The sequence below is a fragment of the Streptomyces sp. NPDC040589 genome, from assembly GCF_055594445.1.
Genome location: NZ_JBVIWP010000018.1, coordinates 1 through 19556 on the forward strand (window position 1 = coordinate 1; position 19556 = coordinate 19556).

Genomic DNA, 19556 nt, shown 5'->3' on the forward strand with positions numbered 1-19556 from the left:
GGCCGGGGTTGAAGGCGCCGTCGACGAGCAGGCCCCAGACGTTGCCGAAGGAGACATGCCCGACGAGGTCCTCGATGTCGACGCCCCGGTACCGGAGTGCGCCGCCCTCCTTATCCGGTTCGGCGATCTCCGTCTCGAACGCGACTACTCCCTCGAGCCCGGGTACGAAGTCGGACATCAGGCGGCTCCTCATGATGTAAGTGACAGATGGTGTCTGGTGGGGTGAGACGTGTGAACCATGTGTCAGTCAGCTTGCGAAGCGGGCGGCCGTCCGGAGGATCCACGGTCGTGCGGCGACTCGCGGTCCTGGCCGGTCTCCCCTGTGATGCCCCGTGCGGCTGGCGGTCACCCAACCCGAACGGCATCAGAACGATATCCCCGAGTGCCACCTTTGGGGAGGGTTCACGGCACTCAGTGCCACGCAGTGACGAAGGACACCGTCCATACGGCAAGATGACCGGGTGACCGACCGCGATGCCGTCCCCTTCGATCTGGCCTCGATGCGCAAGCAGTACCGGGCCGAGGGGCTCTCCGAGACCGAGCTGGCCGCCACCCCCGTCGAGCAGTTCGCGCGCTGGTTCAAGCAGGCCGCGACGGACGGCGGGCTGTTCGAGCCGAACGCCATGATCGTCTCGACGGCCGACGCCGAGGGTCGGACCAGCGCCCGTACCGTGCTGCTGAAGCACTTCGACGAGCAGGGCTTCGTCTTCTACACGAACTACGACTCCCGCAAGGCCCGCGACCTCGCGGAGAACCCGTACGTCTCGCTGCTGTTCCCCTGGCATCCCATGGCCCGGCAGGTCCTCGTCACCGGTGTCGCGCGGCGCACCGGCCGGGACGAGACGGCGGCGTACTTCCGGACCCGGCCGCACGGCTCACAGCTGGGCGCGTGGGCCAGCGCCCAGTCCTCCGTGATCTCCTCCCGTGCCGACATCGACGACGCGTACGCCGAACTGGCCGCCCGCTATCCGGAGGGCGAGCAGGTGCCCGTACCGCCGAACTGGGGCGGCTTCCGGGTAGCCCCGCAAACGGTGGAGTTCTGGCAGGGCCGCGAGAACCGGCTGCACGACCGGTTGCGCTACGTGGAGCGGCCGGACGGGAGCTGGCGGGTGGAGCGGCTGAGTCCCTGAGGCCGGAGGCGGCTCGAACGCAGACGACCCGCGAGCCTGGTCCTCCAAAGGAGGGCCGGCCGGACGTACCGGCGGCTCGCGGGTCGGGTGACTGCTGGAGATTGGGCCGGCTGCGCGTTTCGCTCACGCGCTGGTCCGGCACCGCACTGTGTGTGGTGTCGGGCCGCTAGCCCGCAGCCACCTCACGCGTCCGGTTCTCATACATCTGCCGAACCACCTCCTCTCTCGTGTACCTGGAACCCTAAAAAACCGATCGGCCTCGGATCAACCGTTTTTCTGAGACCTTGACTCCGGGCCGAGCGGGAGGCGGGGTGTTCGTCAGCGGATGGCGTGGGGAATGCCCTCGTACAACGATTCTTTCAATGTTGTGGGAACACGGTGTGCGCTGGGTCACGTTCCAGTTGAATGATTGCAAGTAGCGAACCGACGTGCGGTACGTGCGGACGCAGCCTGCAGGGGGTCCAGGTGAGTGCTTCCCGGCGTAGTGGGACCACCGACGAACTGGGGCCCGACGAGCCCGAGCGGGACGGTTCGGACGGGTCCGATCTGCTTGCCGCGTTGCTGGACGGGATGGACGCGGCGTTGTGCGCCTTCGACGCCGACGGTGTCGTGACGCACTGGAACCGTGAGGCCGAGCGGATCCTCGGGTGGAGCGCGGACGAGGCCGTGGGGCGGCGGGGCCTGGCCGGATGGGCCGTGCGCAGCGCGGACGCCGAGGAGGTCGAGAGCCGGCTGCTGTCCGCGATGCACGCCCCGGGCCGGCAGGTGCACGAGTTCGCGCTGCTGACGAAGGACGGCGGGCGGGTGCTCGTACGGACCCAGTCGGCGGCCGTGCGGGGGCCTGACGGGAAGCCGGCGGGTGTGTACTGCGCCTTCAGCGAGGTGCACGCGCAGATCGATCTGGAGCGGTCGATCGCGTTGAGCGAGGCGCTGTTCGAGGACGCCAGCTGGGGCGTCGTGCTCGTGGATGTGGACCTGCGGCCGGCCGTGGTGAACGCGCACGCGGCCAAGGCGCTGGGCACGGGGCGTACGTCCGTGCTCGGCCGTCCGCTCGGGGATCTGCTGTCGCAGGGCGTGGAGGAGCTGGAGAGCGCGCTGCAGCATGTGCTGGCCGAGGGCGCGCCGCCCGCGCCCGCCGAGGTGTGGGTGGGCGTGCGCATGCCGGAGGGGGAGCGGCGGCGGTGCTGGCGCAGCGGCTTCGTACGGCTGGCCTCGCCGCTCGCGGAGGAGCCGGTTCCGCTGGGTGTGGGGTGGCTGTTCCAGGATGTGACGGAGGCCAAGCAGAGCGAGCAGGAGGCGTCGCTGCTGCGGTTCCGTACGCAGCAGCTGCACCGGGCCTCGCGGGCCGCCGCCGAGTGCGAGGACCCGGCGGAGGCGGCGACGGTCCACCTGGACTTCGCCCTGGCCGGGTTCGCCGACCACGCGCTGATCGACCGGGTGGCGGGCGGCGCGCTCGTCGACACGCAGACCGAGGGGCCGGTACGGCTGGTGCGGGTCGCCGCCACTCCCTCCGGCGCCCCGGGGCCGAGCAAGCTCTCGGGCCACGCGGGGCTGCCCGCGCGGTATGCCGAGGGGCATCCGGCCCTGCAGTGCGTGGAGCGGGTCGGCGCGCGGCGGGCGAGTGCGGGGGCCGCGTCGCCCGAGGAGGCCCGGCTGTGGGCGCAGGCCCGGCAGTGGCCGCCGGACGCGGTGCACGCGCTGTGCGCGGTGCTGCGCAGCCGGGGACGGACGCTGGGTGTGGTGACGTTCCTGCGGGGAGCCGGGCGCAGCGCGTTCGAGCGGTCCGACGCGATGTATGCCGAGGACGTGGCGGTACGGATCGCGGCGGCTCTTGATCTCGCGGGGTTGTCGGACGAGCCGGTGTGAAACCGGCCTGGTGCTCTCAGTGCCGGTAGAAGATCCGGTCCCGGTACCGCTCCATCACGCGGCCGTTCCACTCGTGCCCGCCGTCGACGTTCCCCGAGCGCAGGAGCGGGGGCTCGAGGCCGCGGTCGGCGAGGGTGGCGGCCGTGGTGGCCATGACGGCCTGGAGGAGGGCCGAGGTGACGACCGTGGAGGCGGGGGCGAAGGGGGCCGGGACGTTGTCGAGGGTGAGTTCGGCGTCGCCGACCGCGATCTTCGAGTCGAGGACGAGGTCGCAGTGGTCCTTGAGGTACGTCCCCGAGGCGTGCCGGGACTCGGTCTCCGAGGCGTAGGCGACCGAGGTCACGCCGATGACGCGTACGCCCAGGGCGCGTGCCTTCATGGCCATTTCCACGGGTAGGGCGTTGCGCCCCGACAGGGAGATGATCAGGAGGGCGTCGCCGGCGCGGAGCGGGGAGCTGTCCAGGACGGCGCTCGCGAGGCCGTCGACGCGTTCCAGGGCGGAGCCGAGGGGCGCGGGCATGACGTCGACGCCGACGACGCCCGGCACGGCGAGCAGGTTCATGAGGGCGAGACCGCCGGCGCGGTAGACGAGGTCCTGCGCGGCGAGGGAGGAGTGCCCGGCCCCGAAGGCGAAGAGGCGGCCTCCGCTCTCGACGGTGTCGGCGAGGAGCGTGCCGGCGGCCGTGATGCTGTCGGCCTCCTCGTCGCGGACCCGCCGCAGCAGGTCGATCGCGGCGTCGAGGAACTGGCCGGCCGGCGCGCGGTCGCTCATACGGGGTCCCTTCAGGATGGCCTCGGTGGGCGCATGTCGCGCATACGGTGCGGTCTGGACCAGTGCGGTGTCAAGACGGTCGTGACGGCCGGGTCCAGGGTGCTCAGCGGGGCTCCGGGGCCCTCGAAGGGGAAGTCCGTACCCCTCCGCCCGGCCGAGTAATCCCCTGCTTTCCCTCCCGCGGCACGGTTGTCGGTGGTATCCGGCAGAATTGGGTGCAGGGCCAGCGCACGCGCCGGTGAGCCGTCCAGCCTCCGGCAGAACTCACTCGAGGGGCACGTATGTCCGGACTGATCGACACCACGGAGATGTATCTCCGCACCATCCTCGAGCTGGAGGAAGAGGGCGTGGTCCCCATGCGCGCCCGTATCGCCGAGCGGCTGGACCAGAGCGGGCCGACCGTCAGCCAGACCGTGGCGCGGATGGAGCGCGACGGTCTGGTGTCCGTCGCCAGCGACCGGCACCTGGAGCTCACCGACGAGGGCCGCCGTCTCGCCACGCGCGTGATGCGCAAGCACCGGCTCGCCGAGTGTCTGCTCGTCGACGTGATCGGCCTGGAGTGGGAGCAGGTCCACGCCGAGGCGTGTCGCTGGGAGCACGTGATGAGCGAGGCCGTGGAGCGCCGCGTGCTGGAGCTGCTGCGGCACCCGACGGAGTCGCCGTACGGCAATCCGATCCCCGGTCTGGAGGAGCTCGGCGAGAAGGACGGCGCCGACCCGTTCCTGGACGAGGGGATGGTGTCGCTGGCGACGCTCGACCCGGGCGCCGAGGGCAAGACGGTCGTGGTGCGCCGGATCGGCGAGCCGATCCAGACGGACGCCCAGCTGATGTACACGCTGCGGCGGGCGGGCGTGCAGCCCGGCTCGGTGGTCAGCGTGACCGAGTCGGCGGGCGGTGTGCTCGTGGGCAGCGGCGGCGAGGCGGCCGAGCTGGAGTCGGAGGTGGCGTCCCACGTGTTCGTCGCCAAGCCCTGAGCCCGGCCGGGGCGACCGCGCCGGTGGCGTTGGCGTGATCCCGTCGTATCCAGGATTCAGTCCGCCGAATGGCAGCGCTCGTCCGCTTCCCGTGCGACGCTGTCGCGTGAGGCATATGACCTGAGGGCTCTTGGCCGTGGCTCGACAGTGATGTCGCCCGGCCGGGGAGGGGGCGGGAGGATGTGCCGTGGAGATGTGGAGGGCCCCGGCGCCTTGTGGCGCCGGGGCCTGTCCTCCCCTGTGCTGACCCGGAGCCCCGAGCTCTCAAGGTCATCCCCTACGGACCGGTTTCCCCGAGCGGTCCGCCTCCCGCTGAAGATCTCCCCTCGGCAGCGGCTATCAATCCCTGGGGGCGGTCACTCGAACGAGGGGTGTTGTCCGCGAGAACGGCATTCTCGAATGGGCATTCGATAGTGTGCGGGTGACGCACGGCACGGCAAGAAGGCGCAGCAGGCAGAACACGGTTCACAGGACCGAACGGCCGGAGACGACCACGGTCCGCGCGAAGCTTGGGGGGTGCCAGGACATGGCGCGACGCATCGACGTGACCGGGACGGGCGGCGTACGCCTCGCGGCCTGGGAGTTCGGAGACCCGCCCAAGACCGATCCGGCGCACGACCCGCACGACGCACAGCACTCGCACGACCCGCAGCGCACGCCCGGCGCGCACACCGCGGCGAACGGCTCCCCGGGCGTGCTCTTACTGCACGGGCTGATGGGCCGCGCCTCGCACTGGGCGTCCACCGCCCGCTGGCTCTCCGGCCGGTACCGCGCCGTCGCTCTCGACCAGCGCGGCCACGGCCGCAGTGACAAGCCCCCGCAGGGGGCCTTCTCCCGTGACGCCTACGTCGACGACGTCGAGGCCGCTCTGGAACAGCTCGGGCTCGACCCGGTCGTCCTCATCGGCCATGCCATGGGCGCGCTGACCGCCTGGCAGCTCGCCGCCAAGCGCCCGGACCTGGTCCGCGGGCTGATCATCTGCGACATGCGGGCCTCCGCGCTCGGCGCGGCGTCGCAGCGCGAGTGGGACCAGTGGTTCCAGTCCTGGCCGCTGCCCTTCGCCACGCTCGCCGACGTCCGCAAGTGGTTCGGCGAGGACGACCCCTGGGTGGAGCGGCCCAACCCGGCCCGCGGCGCGTTCTACGCCGAGGTCATGGCCGAGTCCCCGGACGGCTGGCGCCCCGTCTTCGAACCGGAACAGATGCTCCGCTCCCGCGAGACCTGGGTGTACGACGCGCACTGGGAGGAGCTGACCCAGGTCCGCTGCCCGGCCCTGGTCGTGCGCGGCCTCGACGGCGAGCTGGGCCGCGCCGAGGCCCAGGAGATGGTCCGCGTCCTGCCCCGCGGCCAGTACGCGGAGGTCGCCGACGCCGGCCATCTGGTGCACTACGACCAGCCGGAGGCCTGGCGGGCGGCGATCGAGCCGTTCCTGGACGCCCTCAGCACGAACTGAGGCGCACGGAGACGGACAGGTCACCCCTTGCTGACCGCCCCCAGGATCTCCGGCAGCCGCCGGGCCGTCTGCGGAGCGGCCAGCCGCAGCCCCATCACCGTGATCGCGGCCCCGTAGAGCGTGCCCACCGGCAGCAGCAGCCACGTCCAGTCGTCGCCCTCGGCGCTCACGTTCAGCCAGATCGTGAGCGCGATGACGGGCGCGCACAGCACGGCGGCGGCGATCATCCCGCCGAAGATGGAGATCCAGGCGAGCCCCGTCTGCCCGGGGGCGACGTTCTTGTAGCCCTCCTGCGGGATGGAGTAGGGGAAGCGGGCGGACGTCCAGGCCCCGGTCGCGAGCATCGCGCCGAGCAGCGCGAAGGACAGCCCCAGCGCCTCGGGCAGCCGCCGCCAGTCGCCGAGCATCGCGGTCGTCACCACGGTGACGAGCGTGGCGTACGGCAGGGTGATCAGCAGCAGGGCCAGGGCGCGGGCGCGCAGCTCGACGTAGGCGTCCCGGCGTGAGGAGATCGTCATGGCGACCATCCAGAACGCGGAGGTGTCCTGCCCGAACTGGTTGTACATCTGGATGCCGAGCATCCCGGCGGCGAAGCACGCGATGTACACGGACCCGGTGCCCTGCCAGGCGTTGAACACCGGCACGATCAGACCGATGGCCAGCGAGGTCACCCAGGCCGCCTTGGTCTTGGGGTCGCGCCACACGTACCGCAGGCTGCGCTCCATGACCGTGCCCGTGCGGCCCGCGGGCAGCAGCCGCCCGAGCCCGGTCGAGGACCGCTCGCGGACGGCCGTCCCGGCGGTGGGCAGTGTGGACCCGTCGGGCGAGGTCATCAGCCGGGTCAGATGCCGCGACCACACCGAGAGCAGCGCCACCAGCGCACCGGCGGTCAGCGCCAGTTGGACGGCGGCCAGGCCGTACGACCCCTCGCCCACCGCGTGCACGGCGCCGATCGCCGACGCCGGCGGCACCCACTGGAGCACGTCCGCGACCGGGTCCAGCTCGCCGAGGCCCGCCGAACCGAGCCGCTGCGCACCGAAGTTGACGACCTGCGCCCCGACGGCGATGACGAGCCCGCTCAGCACCGCGAGGTCGCGGCCCTTGCGGCTGGTCAGCAGCCGTACGTTGGCGGCGGCGACGGCCCGCGCGAAGGCCACGCACACCAGCAGCGCCAGGGCGACCGCGACGACCCCCACTGCGAACGCCGCCCCGCCCCGGGCGACCGCGATCACGGAGCCCACCAGCAGGCACAGCGTGAACAGCGGCCCGATGCCGACCAGCGACGCCGTGAGCAGGGCCCGCACCAGCGGCCGGGGCCGCAGCGGCAGCATCACCAGCCGCGTCGGATCCAGTGTCTCGTCACCGCTGGGGAAGAACAGCGGCATCACCGCCCAGCCCAGTCCCAGGACCGCGACGGCCAGCACGGCCAGCGACTCGACGTGCGCGTGCCCGCGCAGCGCGATCAGACCGAGCAGTTGCAGCGCGGCGAAGAGCAGGGCGAGGACGGCCGAGGCGATGTAGGCGGCCTTGCGCCCGCCGGACTGCTTCAGCCCGTTGCGCAGCAGCGACAGTTTCAGCCGTACGACGACGGGGGTGAGGGCGGGGGCACTCACCGGGCCCCGCCGCCCAGCCAGTCGAGGTCGGACCCGGCGTCCCGGCTCTGCGCCCCGACGAGTTGGAGGAACGCCTGCTGCAGCGAGGGCGCGTCACCGCGCACCTCGGCGAGGGTCCCGGTGGCCCGGATCCGCCCGGCGGCCATGACGGCCACCCAGTCGCACAGCGACTCGACGAGCTCCATGACGTGGGAAGAGAACACGACCGTGGCGCCCGAGGCGGTGTACCGCTCCAGCACGCCCCGGATGGTCTGGGCGGAGACGGGGTCGACGCCCTCGAACGGCTCGTCCAGGAACAGCACTTCGGGATTGTGGAGGAGGGCGGTGGCGAGCCCGATCTTCTTGCGCATGCCGGTCGAGTAGTCGACGACGAGCTTGTGCTGGGCACCGGCCAGATCGAGTACGTCGAGGAGCTGTGTGGCCCGCTTGTCGACCTCGGCACCGGGCAGCCCGCGCAACCGCCCGTTGTACGCCAGGAGTTCCCGCCCCGACAGCCGCTCGAACAGCCGCAGCCCCTCCGGCAGCACCCCGATCCGGGCCTTCACCTCGACGGGGTCCCGCCACACGTCGTGCCCGACCACCTCGACGGTCCCCTGATCGGGCCTGAGCAGCCCGGTCACCATCGACAAGGTGGTGGTCTTCCCGGCCCCGTTCGGCCCGACGAGCCCGATGAACTTGCCCGCGGGCAACTCAAGATCGACCCCGGCAACAGCGACCTGCTGCCCGAACCGCTTCCAGAGTCCTCGCACCCGTACAGCGCTGGATCCCACCGCGTCTCCCTCCGTCACGTAGAACCCTACGGTGGAGAAACGTCCTTCTTTTAGGGGCGCGGGGAACTGCGCGATCAACCACGGACAGCCCGCAGCCGCCGCACAACGGCAACCGGGCAGACGAATGGGCGCCTATCGATCCCTGCCGCACGCATACGCAAGCGGCGAGATCAACTCCTCCGCATCCGGCAGCCACCGATTCGCAGGCGTAGGCCGGCAGGCCCACTGCACAGCCCCCCGGGACCCGAACCGCGTCGGCGGCGCCGCCACATACGCCCCTTCCCCCAGCACGGTCAGATCCAGCGAGGCCAACGACCACCCCAGCTTGCGCACCAGGTCCGGGATCTTCACCGCCGCCCCCGGCAGCACGAAGAACTCCATCCGCCGATCCGGCGTGAGCGTCACCGGCCCGAGCGTCAGCTCCATCCGCTCCATCCGCGCGAGCGCCAGGAACCCGGCCGTCTCCGGCACGGAGATCGCGTCGAAGGTCCGCCCCGTCGGCAGCAGGATCGACGCCGTCGGCTGCTTCTGCCACATCCGTCGCGCGACGGTCGCACTGCCCGTCGCCTGCGTCGCCCAGTCCGGGCGCGCCGGGTGCGATCCGGGTGCCGGACACGCGGCGTCACCGCAGGAGCACTGCTGACTTCCGTCGACGGCTTCCAGCCAGGTGCCGGGGAACACGTCCCAGTGGCGCTCCTCGGCGTAGCGGACGGCGGTCTCCAGCAGCGATTCCCCGCGCTGCTTCGGGATCTGAGCGGCTTCGGTGCCGGCGATCGTCTCTTCCACGATGAACACAACTCTGGTCGTCACCAGGGGTTACGCCCGCCGCCGTGCGCGGGGAGGAGCACCGCCCTTGTCCTCGGGGCGCATGGGTGCATGTGCGGGGGCGCGCAGGAGGATCGGTGGCCGGAGCTGGGTAGCCACGAGTGGGGCCGGCAACAGCCGTTACCCCGGCATTCCTCACATGCCTCGCATTTTCGCCTGGTCGGCGGGGCATTGATCTTCACGGCCGGATCTTTTCGCCGGGACGTGAGGGGTTCGGCCGCGGAAGACACGTCAACTCGGTGCGTGGGCAGGCACCGCAGCCACAGGGGGTACGCCATGGCCGCAAGGCCGCTCGTCGCTCGGCAGCCGAACGAACGGCTCCAGGCGCTCATCCAGGAAGCCGGATGCTCCAACGCCGGCCTCGCCCGCCGGGTCAACATGTGTGGTGCCGAGCACGGCCTCGACCTGCGCTACGACAAGACGTCGGTGGCGCGCTGGCTGCGCGGGCAGCAGCCGCGGGGCCGGGCCCCGGCGATCATCGCCGAGGCCCTGGGCCGCAAACTCGGCCGTACGGTCACGATCGACGAGATCGGCATGGCCAACGGCAAGAACCTCGCCTCGGGCGTGGGTCTCCAGTTCTCGCCGACGGTACTGGGGGCCATCGAGCAGGTCTGCGAGCTGTGGCGCAGTGACGTGGGGCGGCGGGACTTCCTGTCCGGCTCCTCCGTCGCCGCGTCCGCGCTGGTCGAGCCCAGCCGTGACTGGCTGATCTCGGCGCCCGACGGCCAGGTGTCGCGCTCGGCCGGACCGCGCGTGGGGCAGTCCGACGTGCAGGCGGTCCTCGCCATGACGCAGGCGCTGGTGGATCTCGACCACCAGTACGGCAGCGGGCATGTGCGCCCGGTCGTCGTGCACTACCTCAACAGCGTGGTCTCGGGGCTGCTGGCCGGGTCGTACCGGGAGGCGGTGGGGCGGGACCTGTTCGCCGCGGTGGCCCGGCTGACGGAGCTCGCCGGGTACATGGCCGTGGACACCGGGCAGCCCGGTCTGGCGCAGCGCTACTACATCCAGGCGCTGCGGCTGGCCCAGGCGGCCGGGGACCGGGGCTACGGCGGGTATGTGCTCGCCGCCTCCATGAGCCATCTCGCCGCGCAGCTCGGGAACCCGCGGGAGATCGCGCAGTTGGCGAGGGCGGCGCAGGAGGGGGCGCGGGGGCGCGTGTCACCGCGTGCGGAGTCGATGTTCTACGCGGCGGAGGCGCGTGGGCACGCCCTGATGGGCGACGCGCGCGCCACCCAGTCCGCGGCCGGGCGCGCGGTGAGCGCCCTGGAGGCGGCCGACCCGGCCGCCGGGGACGACCCGGTGTGGATCGCGCACTTCGACGAGGCCTATCTCGCCGACGAGTTGGCCCACTGCCACCGGGACCTGGGGCAGGCCGACGCGGCGGCGCGGTGCGCGCGGGAGTCGCTGGACGGGCATCCCGAGACGCGGGCGCGCCGCCGGGCCATCGGTTATGTGCTGTTGGCCACGGCGCAGGTGCAGCAGCGCGAGGTCGAAGAGGCGTGCAGCACGGGCATGAAGGCCGTGGAACTGCTGGAGGGACTGCGGTCCAACCGGGGCGCCGAGTATCTGGAGGACTTCCAGCAGCGGCTGGAGCCGTACCGGGACGAGGCGGTGGTCAGGGAGTTCGGGGCGCGGCTGGACCTGCAGGCCGCGGCGTGAACACAGGGTCTGCGGATGCGTGAACGTGTGGGAAACGGCCGCCGCGCGCGCAGGAGGTGACATGAACAGCGCGCCGTGACCCGGTTGTGTTACCGCGCTCACAGGGCTTGAGGTCAGGCCCTGTGCTGCGTGGCACGGGGCTCTGGGGACCCGGTAGCGTGACCCGACGATTCACAAGGTCCCCCATAAGTAGGAGTCCCGGTGACGCAGAGTGGACAGGGCGAGGAGCCCTCGGCGCGCCAAGCGCGCGAAGGCATCGTGCTGCCCTCCGACGGTGGCGAACCCCTGCTGCCGGGGATGACGGGCGGACCCGGTGACACCCCGGCGGGCCGTCGGCCCGGCCCGGCCCCGAGCGGCCAGGCCCAGGCCTCCGCTCCCGCCGGGGGCCAGACCTGGGGCCAGCCGTGGGGCCCCGACCAGCAGACCCCGCCCCCGCCGCAGGACAACAGCTGGCAGTCCCCGCAGCCTCAGCAGTCCCAGCAGTGGGCCACCCCGGAGCCTCCGGCGTGGGACGCCCAGCACCCCGCCGCCCCGGGCACGCTCCCTCAGGAGGGCACCCAGCCCCCCAACCCGTACGCCGGCTACGGCACTCCGCCCGACACTTCCCAACTGCCCCCGGCCCCGGGCCCGTACGGCACCCCGCTGCCGCAGACCACGGACGGCTACGGCTCCCCGGCCGGGGGAGGCGCGCTGCCGCCGAGCACGGACGGGTACGGATCTCCTGCCGCGGGCGGTCTGCCCCCGGCCTCCGACGCGTACGGGTCCCCTGCCGCGGGCGGGTACGGCTCCCCGGCCGGGGGAGGCCAGCTGCCGCCGAGCACGGACGGGTACGGATCTCCTGCCGGGGGCGGTCTGCCCCCGGCCTCCGACGCGTACGGGTCCGCTGCCGCAGGCGGTTCGACGCCGTCGGCGCCTGGCGGGTACGGGTCTCCCGCGCCGGGCTCCGGCGCGTACGGGGCCGCTCCAGGGGCGTACGGCGCTCCCGCCGGGGGCGCCCCGCTGCCGCCCGCGACGGACGGGTACGGGTCTCCCCCCTCGTCCACGGGCGCCGGAGGCGCACCGCTGCCCGCGCCCGCCGACGAGGGCGCGACCCAGTTCCTGCCGCCCGTCGTCGCGGCCCCGGATGAGGGAGCGACGCAGTACATACCCCCGGTGGGCCCGGGTGCGCTGCCGCCCGAGACGCCCACCGGTCACGACCCCGAAGCCACCACGTTCCTGGGGACCGCGCCCCGGGCCGGAGCCGGGCCGTTGCCGCCCGCCTCGAATCCGGACGCCGAGGCGACGCAGTACATCGCGCCGGTGCCCGGCGGGGACAAGCAGCCGCCCGCCGAGTTCGACAACCTCTTCCGCAGCGACCACGGCGCCGAGAGCCCGGCCGGGGCCACGCAGCAGATGCCCCGCTTCGAGCAGCCCCAGCCTCAGCCCTCGTACGCCCCGCCCGGCCACTCCGGCGGCGGGCGGTCCGGGCGCGGCGGCCGGACCGGCTCGCGGGTTCCGGTCATCGCGGCCGTCGGCATCGGCATCGCCGTCCTCGGCGTGGGCGCCGGCGCGCTGCTCGCCGCCGGCGGAGGCGGGGACGACGACGGCGGCGACAACAACAAGACCGTGGCCGCCTCGGCGCCCGCGACGGACGACTCCGCCTCACCCTCCGCCGACCCGGCCCGCGCGCAGGCGGTCGAGCTGGACAAGCTGCTCGCCGACAGTGGCGACAGCCGCAGCACCGTGATCAACGCGGTGGCCGACGTCAAGGGCTGCGACAACCTGCCCCAGGCCGCCAAGAACCTGCGCGACGCGGCCAAGCAGCGCACCGAGCTGGTCACCCGGCTCTCCGGCATCACGGTCGACCAGCTGCCCGGCCACGCCGCGCTGACCACCGCCCTCACCAAGGCGTGGCAGGCCTCGGCGTCGGCCGACAACCACTACGCGGCCTGGGCCGACCAGACCGCGGGCAAGAAGGGCTGCAGGAAGGGCCAGGCCCGTGCCACCGGCCAGACCGTGGCAGGCAACAAGGCCAGCGGTGTCGCGAGCACGGAGAAGACCAAGGCGGCCGGGCTGTGGAACGCGATAGCGAAGACGTACGGCCTGACCGAGCGTCAGCCGACGCAGCTGTGACGTGAGGTGACGTGATCCGATCCGGGCGCGAACCGCTGAGCGGGACTCAGTAGTTCACGTCGGCGTTCTGCAGGGTCCTCGTCGTGTCGACGAAGCCCTTCCGCGCCGACACCAGCCGCCCTTCCCGCACCACCTGAAGGGTCACGTTCGCGTTCACCAGACGCGGGAAGCCGACGGCCGCGAGCTTGTCCTGGAACCGCCACCGCAGCGTCGGCGTGAGCCCGCCCGTGCTGACCCTGAGGCCGTCGTCGAGGGCCTCCGTCACCGTGTCGGCGCTCACCTCGCCGCCGCCGAGCGACTCGACGATCTTCTTGAACACGGTGTAGGCGATCCATGTGGTCTGCACTCCGGCGTCCGCGGCGTCGATGCGGTTGTCGCCGAAGGCCTCCTCCTTGATCACCTGCTTCATCCCGTCCCAGCGGGCATCGCTCGCCACGGGGTACCAGCCGGTGATGTAGGAGCCCTCGTACGGCCCCGAGGCGCCGCCGGTCGCGTCGATCACCGTCTGGTCGACGCTGCCGAGCACGGCGGCCGTCCGTACGTCGGGATAGTCCTCGCGGGCCCGCCGGAAGGAGTCCATGAAGGTGCCGTTGCGGTCCCCGAGGGCGGGCACCACGCACCCCTCGTCCCCGGGGGCGGCGGTCGTCGTCTCCAGCGCCCGCTCGGCCTGGCCGTCGTACTCGGTGGCGTCCTCCGCCGCCCGCTGGTCCCGGGCCGCCGTGTGCCCGCCCGCCTTGAGGCCGGAGTCGAGCAGCGGAGGCAGCTGGTCGCCCGCGATGGTGTCGGGCCGCACCAGCGCGACCGGCCCGCAGCCGGCCAGGGATCTGCCGAGACCGGCGAGCAGCGCGGGCTGGCCGCCGTTGACGGGGTAGGACAGGGGGCTGGTGAACTCGGCGTTGGTGATGCCGTAGCCGCCTATGTACGGGATGCCCGCGCCCTCCAGGGACGGGAAGAAGGAGTCGGCGTACTGGCTGTAGGATCCTACGACCGCGACGACGTTCTCCTTGGCGGCCCGCCGGGCGCACTTGGCGGCGGCCACGCTGTCGTTGTGGTCGTTGCAGGTCAGCACGTTGAGCTTGCGGCCGTTGATCCCGCCCTTGGCGTTGATCCAGCGGGCGTACGCGTGGGCGAAGGCGGGCATGCCGGGCTTGTTGGTGGCCTTGGTGTCCTGCGGCGCCCAGGTCATGACGGTGATCGGATCGTCCCCGGCATCCCCCGTGGTGCCGGGGACGACCCCGCAGCCGGCGAGGAGCGACGCGCACGCGGCCGCCGTGCCCGCGGAGAGGACGCCTTTTCTGGCGTGACGGGTGAGGTGGCCGGGGAGGAATGTGCTTCGGGTGCGTCGCCTGCCGGTCATGGTTCCGCACGATTCCGCCACATGACCAACCCGAGAGTGATCTCGGCTCAACAATGGGTGACGCGCAGGTGAATTGCGGGGGTAGGGGTGACCGATGTGGAGGGGAACGTACGATCGATGACCGTGCAAGCTTCGGAGAACTCTTCCCGTCGTGGCCGTCGCTCATCCACCATGGGCGGCATGCCTGTCAATGACATGCCGTGGTGGCGCTGGCGCAGCAACGTGCGCTCGGCGCTGCACATGCTCTCCGATCCCGGGTTCCAGCGGGACGTCTGGCTGGCCGGCGTGGACGGCTACGGCGACGTGACCGACGCGGTGTACCGGCTGGTCGAGGACACCTGGCTGGATCACTGGTCCGCCGAGAAGTACGTGGGCACGATCTTCCGCGACTCGCAGGAGGCGGCCCTGGTCGACAGCGCCGTGCTGCGGGTGCTGCGGATCATGCACCAGGTCGGGCCGGACGCGCCGGTCGCCGCGTACCTCGAGCACCAGGCGTGGCCGGAGGCTATCCAGGCGGCCCGGGACGCGCATGTGCGGCTCGCCGTGAGCGACGGCGAGGAGCCGGACACGCCGCCGCGCAGCCTGGAGGTGCTGCGGATCATGACCAGGTCCGCCTAGGGGTCCGCACAGCGGGACGATTGCGGGCGGTGCGGCCGCCTGTGGGAACCTGTCCTGCATGAACGAGCAGTCCACCACCGCCGCGACCCCGCCCGACCAGTACGTCCTCACCCTTTCCTGCCCGGACAGGAAAGGCATCGTGCACGCCGTGTCGAGCTACCTCTTCATGACCGGCTGCAACATCGAGGACAGCCAGCAGTTCGGCGACCACGACACGGGACTGTTCTTCATGCGCGTCCACTTCTCGGCGGACGCCCCGGTGTCCGTGGAGAAGCTGCGGGCCAGCTTCGCGGCGATCGGTGACTCCTTCCAGATGGAGTGGCAGATCAACGGGGGCGACCAGAAGATGCGCATCCTGCTGATGGTCAGCAAGTTCGGGCACTGCCTGAACGACCTGCTGTTCCGGGCGCGGACCGGGGCGCTGCCGGTGGAGATCGCCGGGGTGGTGTCCAACCACACGGACTTCGCCGAGCTGGTGGGCTCGTACGACATCCCCTTCCACCACATTCCGGTGACGAAGGACACGAAGTCCGAGGCGGAGGGGCGGCTGCTCGACATCGTGCGTGAGGATGGTGTCGAGCTGGTCGTTCTCGCCCGGTACATGCAGGTGCTGTCGGACGATCTGTGCAAGGCGCTGTCCGGGCGGATCATCAACATCCACCACTCGTTCCTGCCGAGCTTCAAGGGCGCGAAGCCGTATCACCAGGCTCACGCCCGGGGTGTGAAGCTGATCGGGGCGACCGCGCACTATGTGACGGCCGATCTTGATGAGGGGCCGATCATCGAGCAGGAGGTCGAGCGGGTGGGGCATGACGTGACGCCTGAGGGGCTTGTCGCCATCGGGCGTGACGTGGAGTGTCAGGCGTTGGCGCGGGCGGTGAAGTGGCATGCCGAGCGGCGGATTCTGCCCAATGGGCGGCGGACGGTGATTTTCGCCTAGGAGCTCGGGGCGTCCCGTTTTCTGGGCGGCTGCGGGTGCGTGGGGGTTGTTCGCGCAGTTCCCCGCGCCCCTGACGGAGTGCCCGCACGCCCTGTGGCTACATCCTGCTCAGTGAGGCTGCGGCGAAGAGGACGTCCCTGATCGCCTCTCTGTCTCCCACCTGGCCCGCTGCCGCCTCCTGTGGGGGTACGTGGCCTGCTGCCAGGCGGCAGAATTCGACGCCGTCCAGGGCGATGTGGGCCACCTCGTGTTCCGCGGAGCCCTTGGCCGCGGGGGAGTCGAGGGGGATCAGCCACTCGCCGCCGCCCGAGCCCTCGATCTCCAGGCGGAGGCTGCGGCCCGGTTCGCCCGCCGCCACGAGGTGGCGGTGGTGGGCGGGGGCCGCGAGGCCGGCGCGGCGGCGGTGCGCCAGGGCCGTCGGCAGCATGCGGGCCGCCAGGTCGATCATGCGGTGCAGATGGCGCGGCGAGGGCGGGTCGTAGGGGTAGTCGACCGCGTCCGCGATGTCCTCGGCGTGCACCCAGCACTCGAAGGCCCGGTCGAGCATCGCGTCGTGCAGGGGCAGTGCGAAGTCGCCGTACGGCACGGGCATCTTCCCGGTGCTGCCGCCCGTGAAGGACACCGTGCGGACGAGGTTGTGGCTCTGCTCCCGCCAGGGCGCCCGCACGGCCCGGGTGGGCGGGAAGTGGGAGGCCCGCCAGTACGCCTCGGTGCGGGCCGCCGGGGTCGGGTGCCGGGACGTGACGTCGCCCAGCGGGTCGTCCAGGCCCAGCGCGAGCGCGACCAGCCCGTCGACGCTGAGCAGATGCGCGATGACCCCGGCGACGGTCGTACGGCGGCTCGTCGACTCGTCGGCCCGGAACCAGCGCAGCCGTACCGGCGCGTGCCACTCGGCGTCGCCGAAGTCCTGGAGCAGGGCGTCCAGACGCGCGGTCTCGGCGTCGTACGCGGCGGCCCAGTCCGGCACCGGGATGCGCGGCGGGCGCCGCTCCAGGCAGGTCTCCAGGACGCGGGTGCGCAGCGACGGGTCCAGGTCGAGGCTCTCGGGCCGTTGCAGCAGCCCGACCGCCTCGCGCAGCCGCCGTGCCTCGTCGGCGCACTGCCCGCACTCGCCGAGGTGCTCCTCGACGGCCACGGCCTCCTCGGCCGAGCAGGCGGCCAGCGCCCAGGCGCCGAGCAGGGCCTTCAGTACGGGGTGCTCCAGCACGGGCCGTACGGGAGGGAGCGCCGCGTCGCCGAGGTCCTCCAGCGCGGGCAGGGGCAGCCCGCTGTCCTCGACGGAGGCCCGGGGCGTGGGGATCCGCGGTGGCTTCCCCGGCTCCTGTCCGTCGTCGTACTCGGGTCCGTCGGGCGCGCCCGGGCCCGAGGGGATCTCCGACCCGCTCACACCGCACCCCCGTGTCCGTGCGGTGCGCCGGGTGGCTCGGTCTCGTGGGCGGTGGACAGGAGCTGGAGGCCCAGGCGCAGCCGGCGGCGGGCCTCGTCCTCGGTGATGCCGAGGTCGGTGGCGGTCTGGCGGTAGTCGCGGCGCTGGAAGTAGGCCCGCTCCAGGGCCGAGCGCAGCGGGGCCGGCATGGACTGGACGATGTAGTCGGCGCGGGCGGCGACCGAGGCGCGGCGCACCCGGTGCTCCAGTTCCTCCGCGGTGCCGGAGCCGTCGCGGGCGAGGGCGGCGGTCTCGGTGGCGCGCAGGCGTTGCACGGCCAGGCGGTGGGTCAGCGTGGCGACCCAGGTGCGCAGCGGGCCCTGTCGGGGGTCATAGGCGTCCGGATGTTCCCAGACGTGGACGAAGACCTCGCGGGTGATGCGGTCGGCGGCGCGTTCGTCGCCGAGGACGCGGTGGGCGAGGCCGTGCACGAGGGAGGCGAACCGGTCGTAGAGCTCACCGAGGGCGGCGGCCTCCCCGCGGGCGAGCCGCTGCTGCATCTTGCGGTCCCAGCGGGGCGGTACGTCCTTTTTCGCCATGCGGCCCCCTCACCCCCTGCTCGTGTCCCGCGCCCGTGCCCTGTCCAGCGTGTGCCTGATGTCTCCTCGAATGTAGTCGGCACGTCCGGTAGCGCACGCCCCTTTGTGGCAATGTGCGCCCCCTGACCGGCCGCAGGTGGTAGAGGCGTCTACCCCTCAGACCTCCGATCAGACCTGACTGAAGGGGATCGAACAGGATCGAAGCCGACTAAAACAAGCCTCTTCTGAGGGGGATCCGTTTTTGGGGTTGTGTTTCAGGGAACGGCCGCTGGGCAGCCGCGCTGCAAGGAAGCGTAGGGACTGCTTCCGTTTTGGCGATCGAAGGGCGTGGTGGTGACCTTCAAAGTGACCGGCGGCGAGCAGGGCGAATGGGCCGTGCTCCAGGTGTCCGGCGAACTGGATCTGGTGACCTCGCCGGTGCTGCGTCAGCGTGTGCACGACGTAGTGGCCGAGGGGCACCACTGTCTTGTCCTCGACCTGTCCGAGGTGTTCTTCTGCGATTCCAGCGGCGTCGGCGTGCTCATCGCCGCCCGCCGTCTGATCCGCTCCTGCCAGGGCCGGCTGCGGCTGGTGCTGCCCGCCCGGGGCGCGGCCGACGGGTCCCACGTCAACCGGGTCCTCGGCGCGCTGGGCGTTCGCAGGCTGTTCGACGTGTACGGCGATGTGGACGCGGCCCTGGGTGACGAGGGCGAACCCCTGTCCGCGTGAGGGGCCGATGACGCACGGTAGGGCGAGTGTCGCCGTTCTGACACGCTGTTGTCCCGGAATTCCCCCGGTCTTGGCGCAAGTGACGTTTTCCCGCGCCCGAACGGCCCCCTCCGTCGTACGCTCCGAGCGAGACGCACCCCACCTGACGTAAGGCGGCCTGAAAGAGACATGGTCAGCAGCGAGTACGAGCGCAGGATCGCCGCCCGGTTCGCCATCTTCGACCAGGACGGCAACGGCTACATCGACCGCGAGGACTTCTACGGGGCGGCCAAGGCGCTGCTCGCGGAGTTCGCCGTAGCGGCCCGGTCCGACAAGGGCCAGGCGCTGTACGGCGGCGCGGAGGCGTTCTGGCAGGGCATGGCGGGCATCGCGGACCGCGACGGCGACCAGCGCATCACGCGCGGGGAGTTCGTCAACGGCGCGGTCAAGCGCCTGCGCGACAACCCGGACCGGTTCGCCGAGATCGCCCGCCCCTTCCTGCACGCGGCACTGGACATCGCCGACACGGATGGTGACGGCGCGGCGACCCTCGAGGAAGTGGCCCGCGTCCTCACCTGCCTCGGCGCCCCCGAGGACATCGCCCGCACAGCCGCCGGCGCGCTGGACGCGGACGAGGACGGCAAGGTCGGAGAGCCCGAGGTCGTACCGGCCTTCGCGCGGTACTTCACGGTGCCCGAGTAGAGCGACTGGGCCGGGCAGAGCGAGGGGCCTGGGCGCAGCTACCGGCCCGGGCGGAGCGACTGGCCTGGGTGGAGCTGCCGGCCCGGGGACAGCGCGCCGGTCCGGGTGAC

General features: G+C 72.1%; 18 protein-coding genes. 10 read left to right on the forward strand and 8 right to left on the reverse strand.

Translation table 11 applies throughout. The features are described from left to right. Window positions 1-178: citrate/2-methylcitrate synthase (locus ACZ58V_RS40820; protein WP_471296469.1), on the reverse strand; the 178-nt coding region annotated here is incomplete at its 3' end. Between the two features lie 283 nt (window positions 179-461). Between ACZ58V_RS40820 and pdxH the strand changes: the two genes are divergently transcribed. Both pdxH and ACZ58V_RS40830 read left to right on the forward strand, forming a co-directional pair. Then, entirely contained in the window at window positions 462-1130 is a 669-nt protein-coding gene (gene pdxH / locus ACZ58V_RS40825) for a pyridoxamine 5'-phosphate oxidase (RefSeq protein ID WP_471296411.1), read from the forward strand. Between the two features lie 465 nt (window positions 1131-1595). Then, on the forward strand, window positions 1596-2996 hold the full coding sequence (locus ACZ58V_RS40830; RefSeq protein ID WP_468194192.1) for a PAS domain-containing protein: 1401 nt from the start codon (window positions 1596-1598) through the stop codon (window positions 2994-2996). 16 nt (window positions 2997-3012) lie between these two features. Here the strand turns inward: ACZ58V_RS40830 and ACZ58V_RS40835 are convergent, their stop codons facing one another. Then, window positions 3013-3768, reverse strand: coding sequence for an SIS domain-containing protein (locus tag ACZ58V_RS40835; protein WP_468194195.1), 756 nt, complete (start codon window positions 3766-3768; stop codon window positions 3013-3015). A 281-nt stretch (window positions 3769-4049) separates the two neighbouring features. Here ACZ58V_RS40835 and ACZ58V_RS40840 point away from each other — a divergent pair, with 281 nt between their 5' ends. Both ACZ58V_RS40840 and ACZ58V_RS40845 read left to right on the forward strand, forming a co-directional pair. Further along, window positions 4050-4742 carry a metal-dependent transcriptional regulator gene (locus ACZ58V_RS40840; protein WP_215120741.1) on the forward strand — a complete coding sequence of 231 codons (693 nt, stop codon included), beginning with the start codon at window positions 4050-4052 and terminating at the stop codon, window positions 4740-4742. Between the two features lie 526 nt (window positions 4743-5268). After that, a complete protein-coding gene (locus tag ACZ58V_RS40845) occupies window positions 5269-6195 on the forward strand; it encodes an alpha/beta fold hydrolase (RefSeq protein ID WP_471296415.1) in 927 nt (308 codons plus the stop codon). A 20-nt stretch (window positions 6196-6215) separates the two neighbouring features. Here ACZ58V_RS40845 and ACZ58V_RS40850 read toward each other — a convergent pair whose 3' ends face one another. The 3 genes from ACZ58V_RS40850 to ACZ58V_RS40860 form a co-directional block, all read right to left on the reverse strand. Next, window positions 6216-7808, reverse strand: a complete 1593-nt coding sequence (locus ACZ58V_RS40850; protein ID WP_471296417.1) for a transporter — start codon at window positions 7806-7808, stop codon at window positions 6216-6218. Continuing rightward, window positions 7805-8596 (reverse strand): ABC transporter ATP-binding protein, encoded by a 792-nt coding sequence (locus tag ACZ58V_RS40855; RefSeq protein ID WP_468194204.1) that lies wholly within the window; start codon window positions 8594-8596, stop codon window positions 7805-7807. Before ACZ58V_RS40855 ends, ACZ58V_RS40850 begins: the two co-directional genes overlap by 4 nt. A gap of 114 nt (window positions 8597-8710) precedes the next feature. After that, window positions 8711-9373 (reverse strand): bifunctional DNA primase/polymerase, encoded by a 663-nt coding sequence (locus ACZ58V_RS40860; protein ID WP_471296472.1) that lies wholly within the window; start codon window positions 9371-9373, stop codon window positions 8711-8713. A gap of 306 nt (window positions 9374-9679) precedes the next feature. Here ACZ58V_RS40860 and ACZ58V_RS40865 point away from each other — a divergent pair, with 306 nt between their 5' ends. Both ACZ58V_RS40865 and ACZ58V_RS40870 read left to right on the forward strand, forming a co-directional pair. Continuing rightward, window positions 9680-11065, forward strand: coding sequence for a transcriptional regulator (locus ACZ58V_RS40865; RefSeq protein ID WP_468194207.1), 1386 nt, complete (start codon window positions 9680-9682; stop codon window positions 11063-11065). Between the two features lie 201 nt (window positions 11066-11266). Next, window positions 11267-13177 (forward strand): hypothetical protein, encoded by a 1911-nt coding sequence (locus tag ACZ58V_RS40870; protein WP_471296420.1) that lies wholly within the window; start codon window positions 11267-11269, stop codon window positions 13175-13177. A 46-nt stretch (window positions 13178-13223) separates the two neighbouring features. On the opposite strand, the gene ACZ58V_RS40875 is transcribed toward ACZ58V_RS40870, so the two are convergent. Beyond that, window positions 13224-14534, reverse strand: a complete 1311-nt coding sequence (locus ACZ58V_RS40875) for an ABC transporter substrate-binding protein (RefSeq protein WP_468194213.1) — start codon at window positions 14532-14534, stop codon at window positions 13224-13226. A 117-nt stretch (window positions 14535-14651) separates the two neighbouring features. On the opposite strand from ACZ58V_RS40875, the gene ACZ58V_RS40880 reads away from it, so the two are divergent. After that, window positions 14652-15152 (forward strand): SCO4402 family protein, encoded by a 501-nt coding sequence (locus ACZ58V_RS40880; RefSeq protein WP_189727004.1) that lies wholly within the window; start codon window positions 14652-14654, stop codon window positions 15150-15152. Between the two features lie 58 nt (window positions 15153-15210). After that, the gene (gene purU, locus ACZ58V_RS40885) at window positions 15211-16092 is read left to right on the forward strand and encodes a formyltetrahydrofolate deformylase (protein ID WP_471296423.1); all 882 of its coding nucleotides are present in this window, start codon (window positions 15211-15213) and stop codon (window positions 16090-16092) included. Window positions 16093-16189: 97 nt separating this feature from the next. On the opposite strand, the gene ACZ58V_RS40890 is transcribed toward purU, so the two are convergent. Both ACZ58V_RS40890 and ACZ58V_RS40895 read right to left on the reverse strand, forming a co-directional pair. Beyond that, window positions 16190-17479 carry a zf-HC2 domain-containing protein gene (locus tag ACZ58V_RS40890; protein ID WP_468194219.1) on the reverse strand — a complete coding sequence of 430 codons (1290 nt, stop codon included), beginning with the start codon at window positions 17477-17479 and terminating at the stop codon, window positions 16190-16192. Continuing rightward, window positions 17476-18057 carry a sigma-70 family RNA polymerase sigma factor gene (locus ACZ58V_RS40895; RefSeq protein ID WP_468194221.1) on the reverse strand — a complete coding sequence of 194 codons (582 nt, stop codon included), beginning with the start codon at window positions 18055-18057 and terminating at the stop codon, window positions 17476-17478. The genes ACZ58V_RS40890 and ACZ58V_RS40895 overlap by 4 nt, the downstream gene beginning before the upstream one ends. Before the next feature lie 327 nt (window positions 18058-18384). Here ACZ58V_RS40895 and ACZ58V_RS40900 point away from each other — a divergent pair, with 327 nt between their 5' ends. Together ACZ58V_RS40900 and ACZ58V_RS40905 are read left to right on the forward strand one after the other, a co-directional pair. Further along, window positions 18385-18765 (forward strand): STAS domain-containing protein, encoded by a 381-nt coding sequence (locus ACZ58V_RS40900; RefSeq protein WP_030849533.1) that lies wholly within the window; start codon window positions 18385-18387, stop codon window positions 18763-18765. Between the two features lie 168 nt (window positions 18766-18933). Continuing rightward, window positions 18934-19446 carry an EF-hand domain-containing protein gene (locus ACZ58V_RS40905; RefSeq protein WP_468194223.1) on the forward strand — a complete coding sequence of 171 codons (513 nt, stop codon included), beginning with the start codon at window positions 18934-18936 and terminating at the stop codon, window positions 19444-19446. The last annotated feature ends 110 nt before the right edge of the window (window positions 19447-19556 follow it).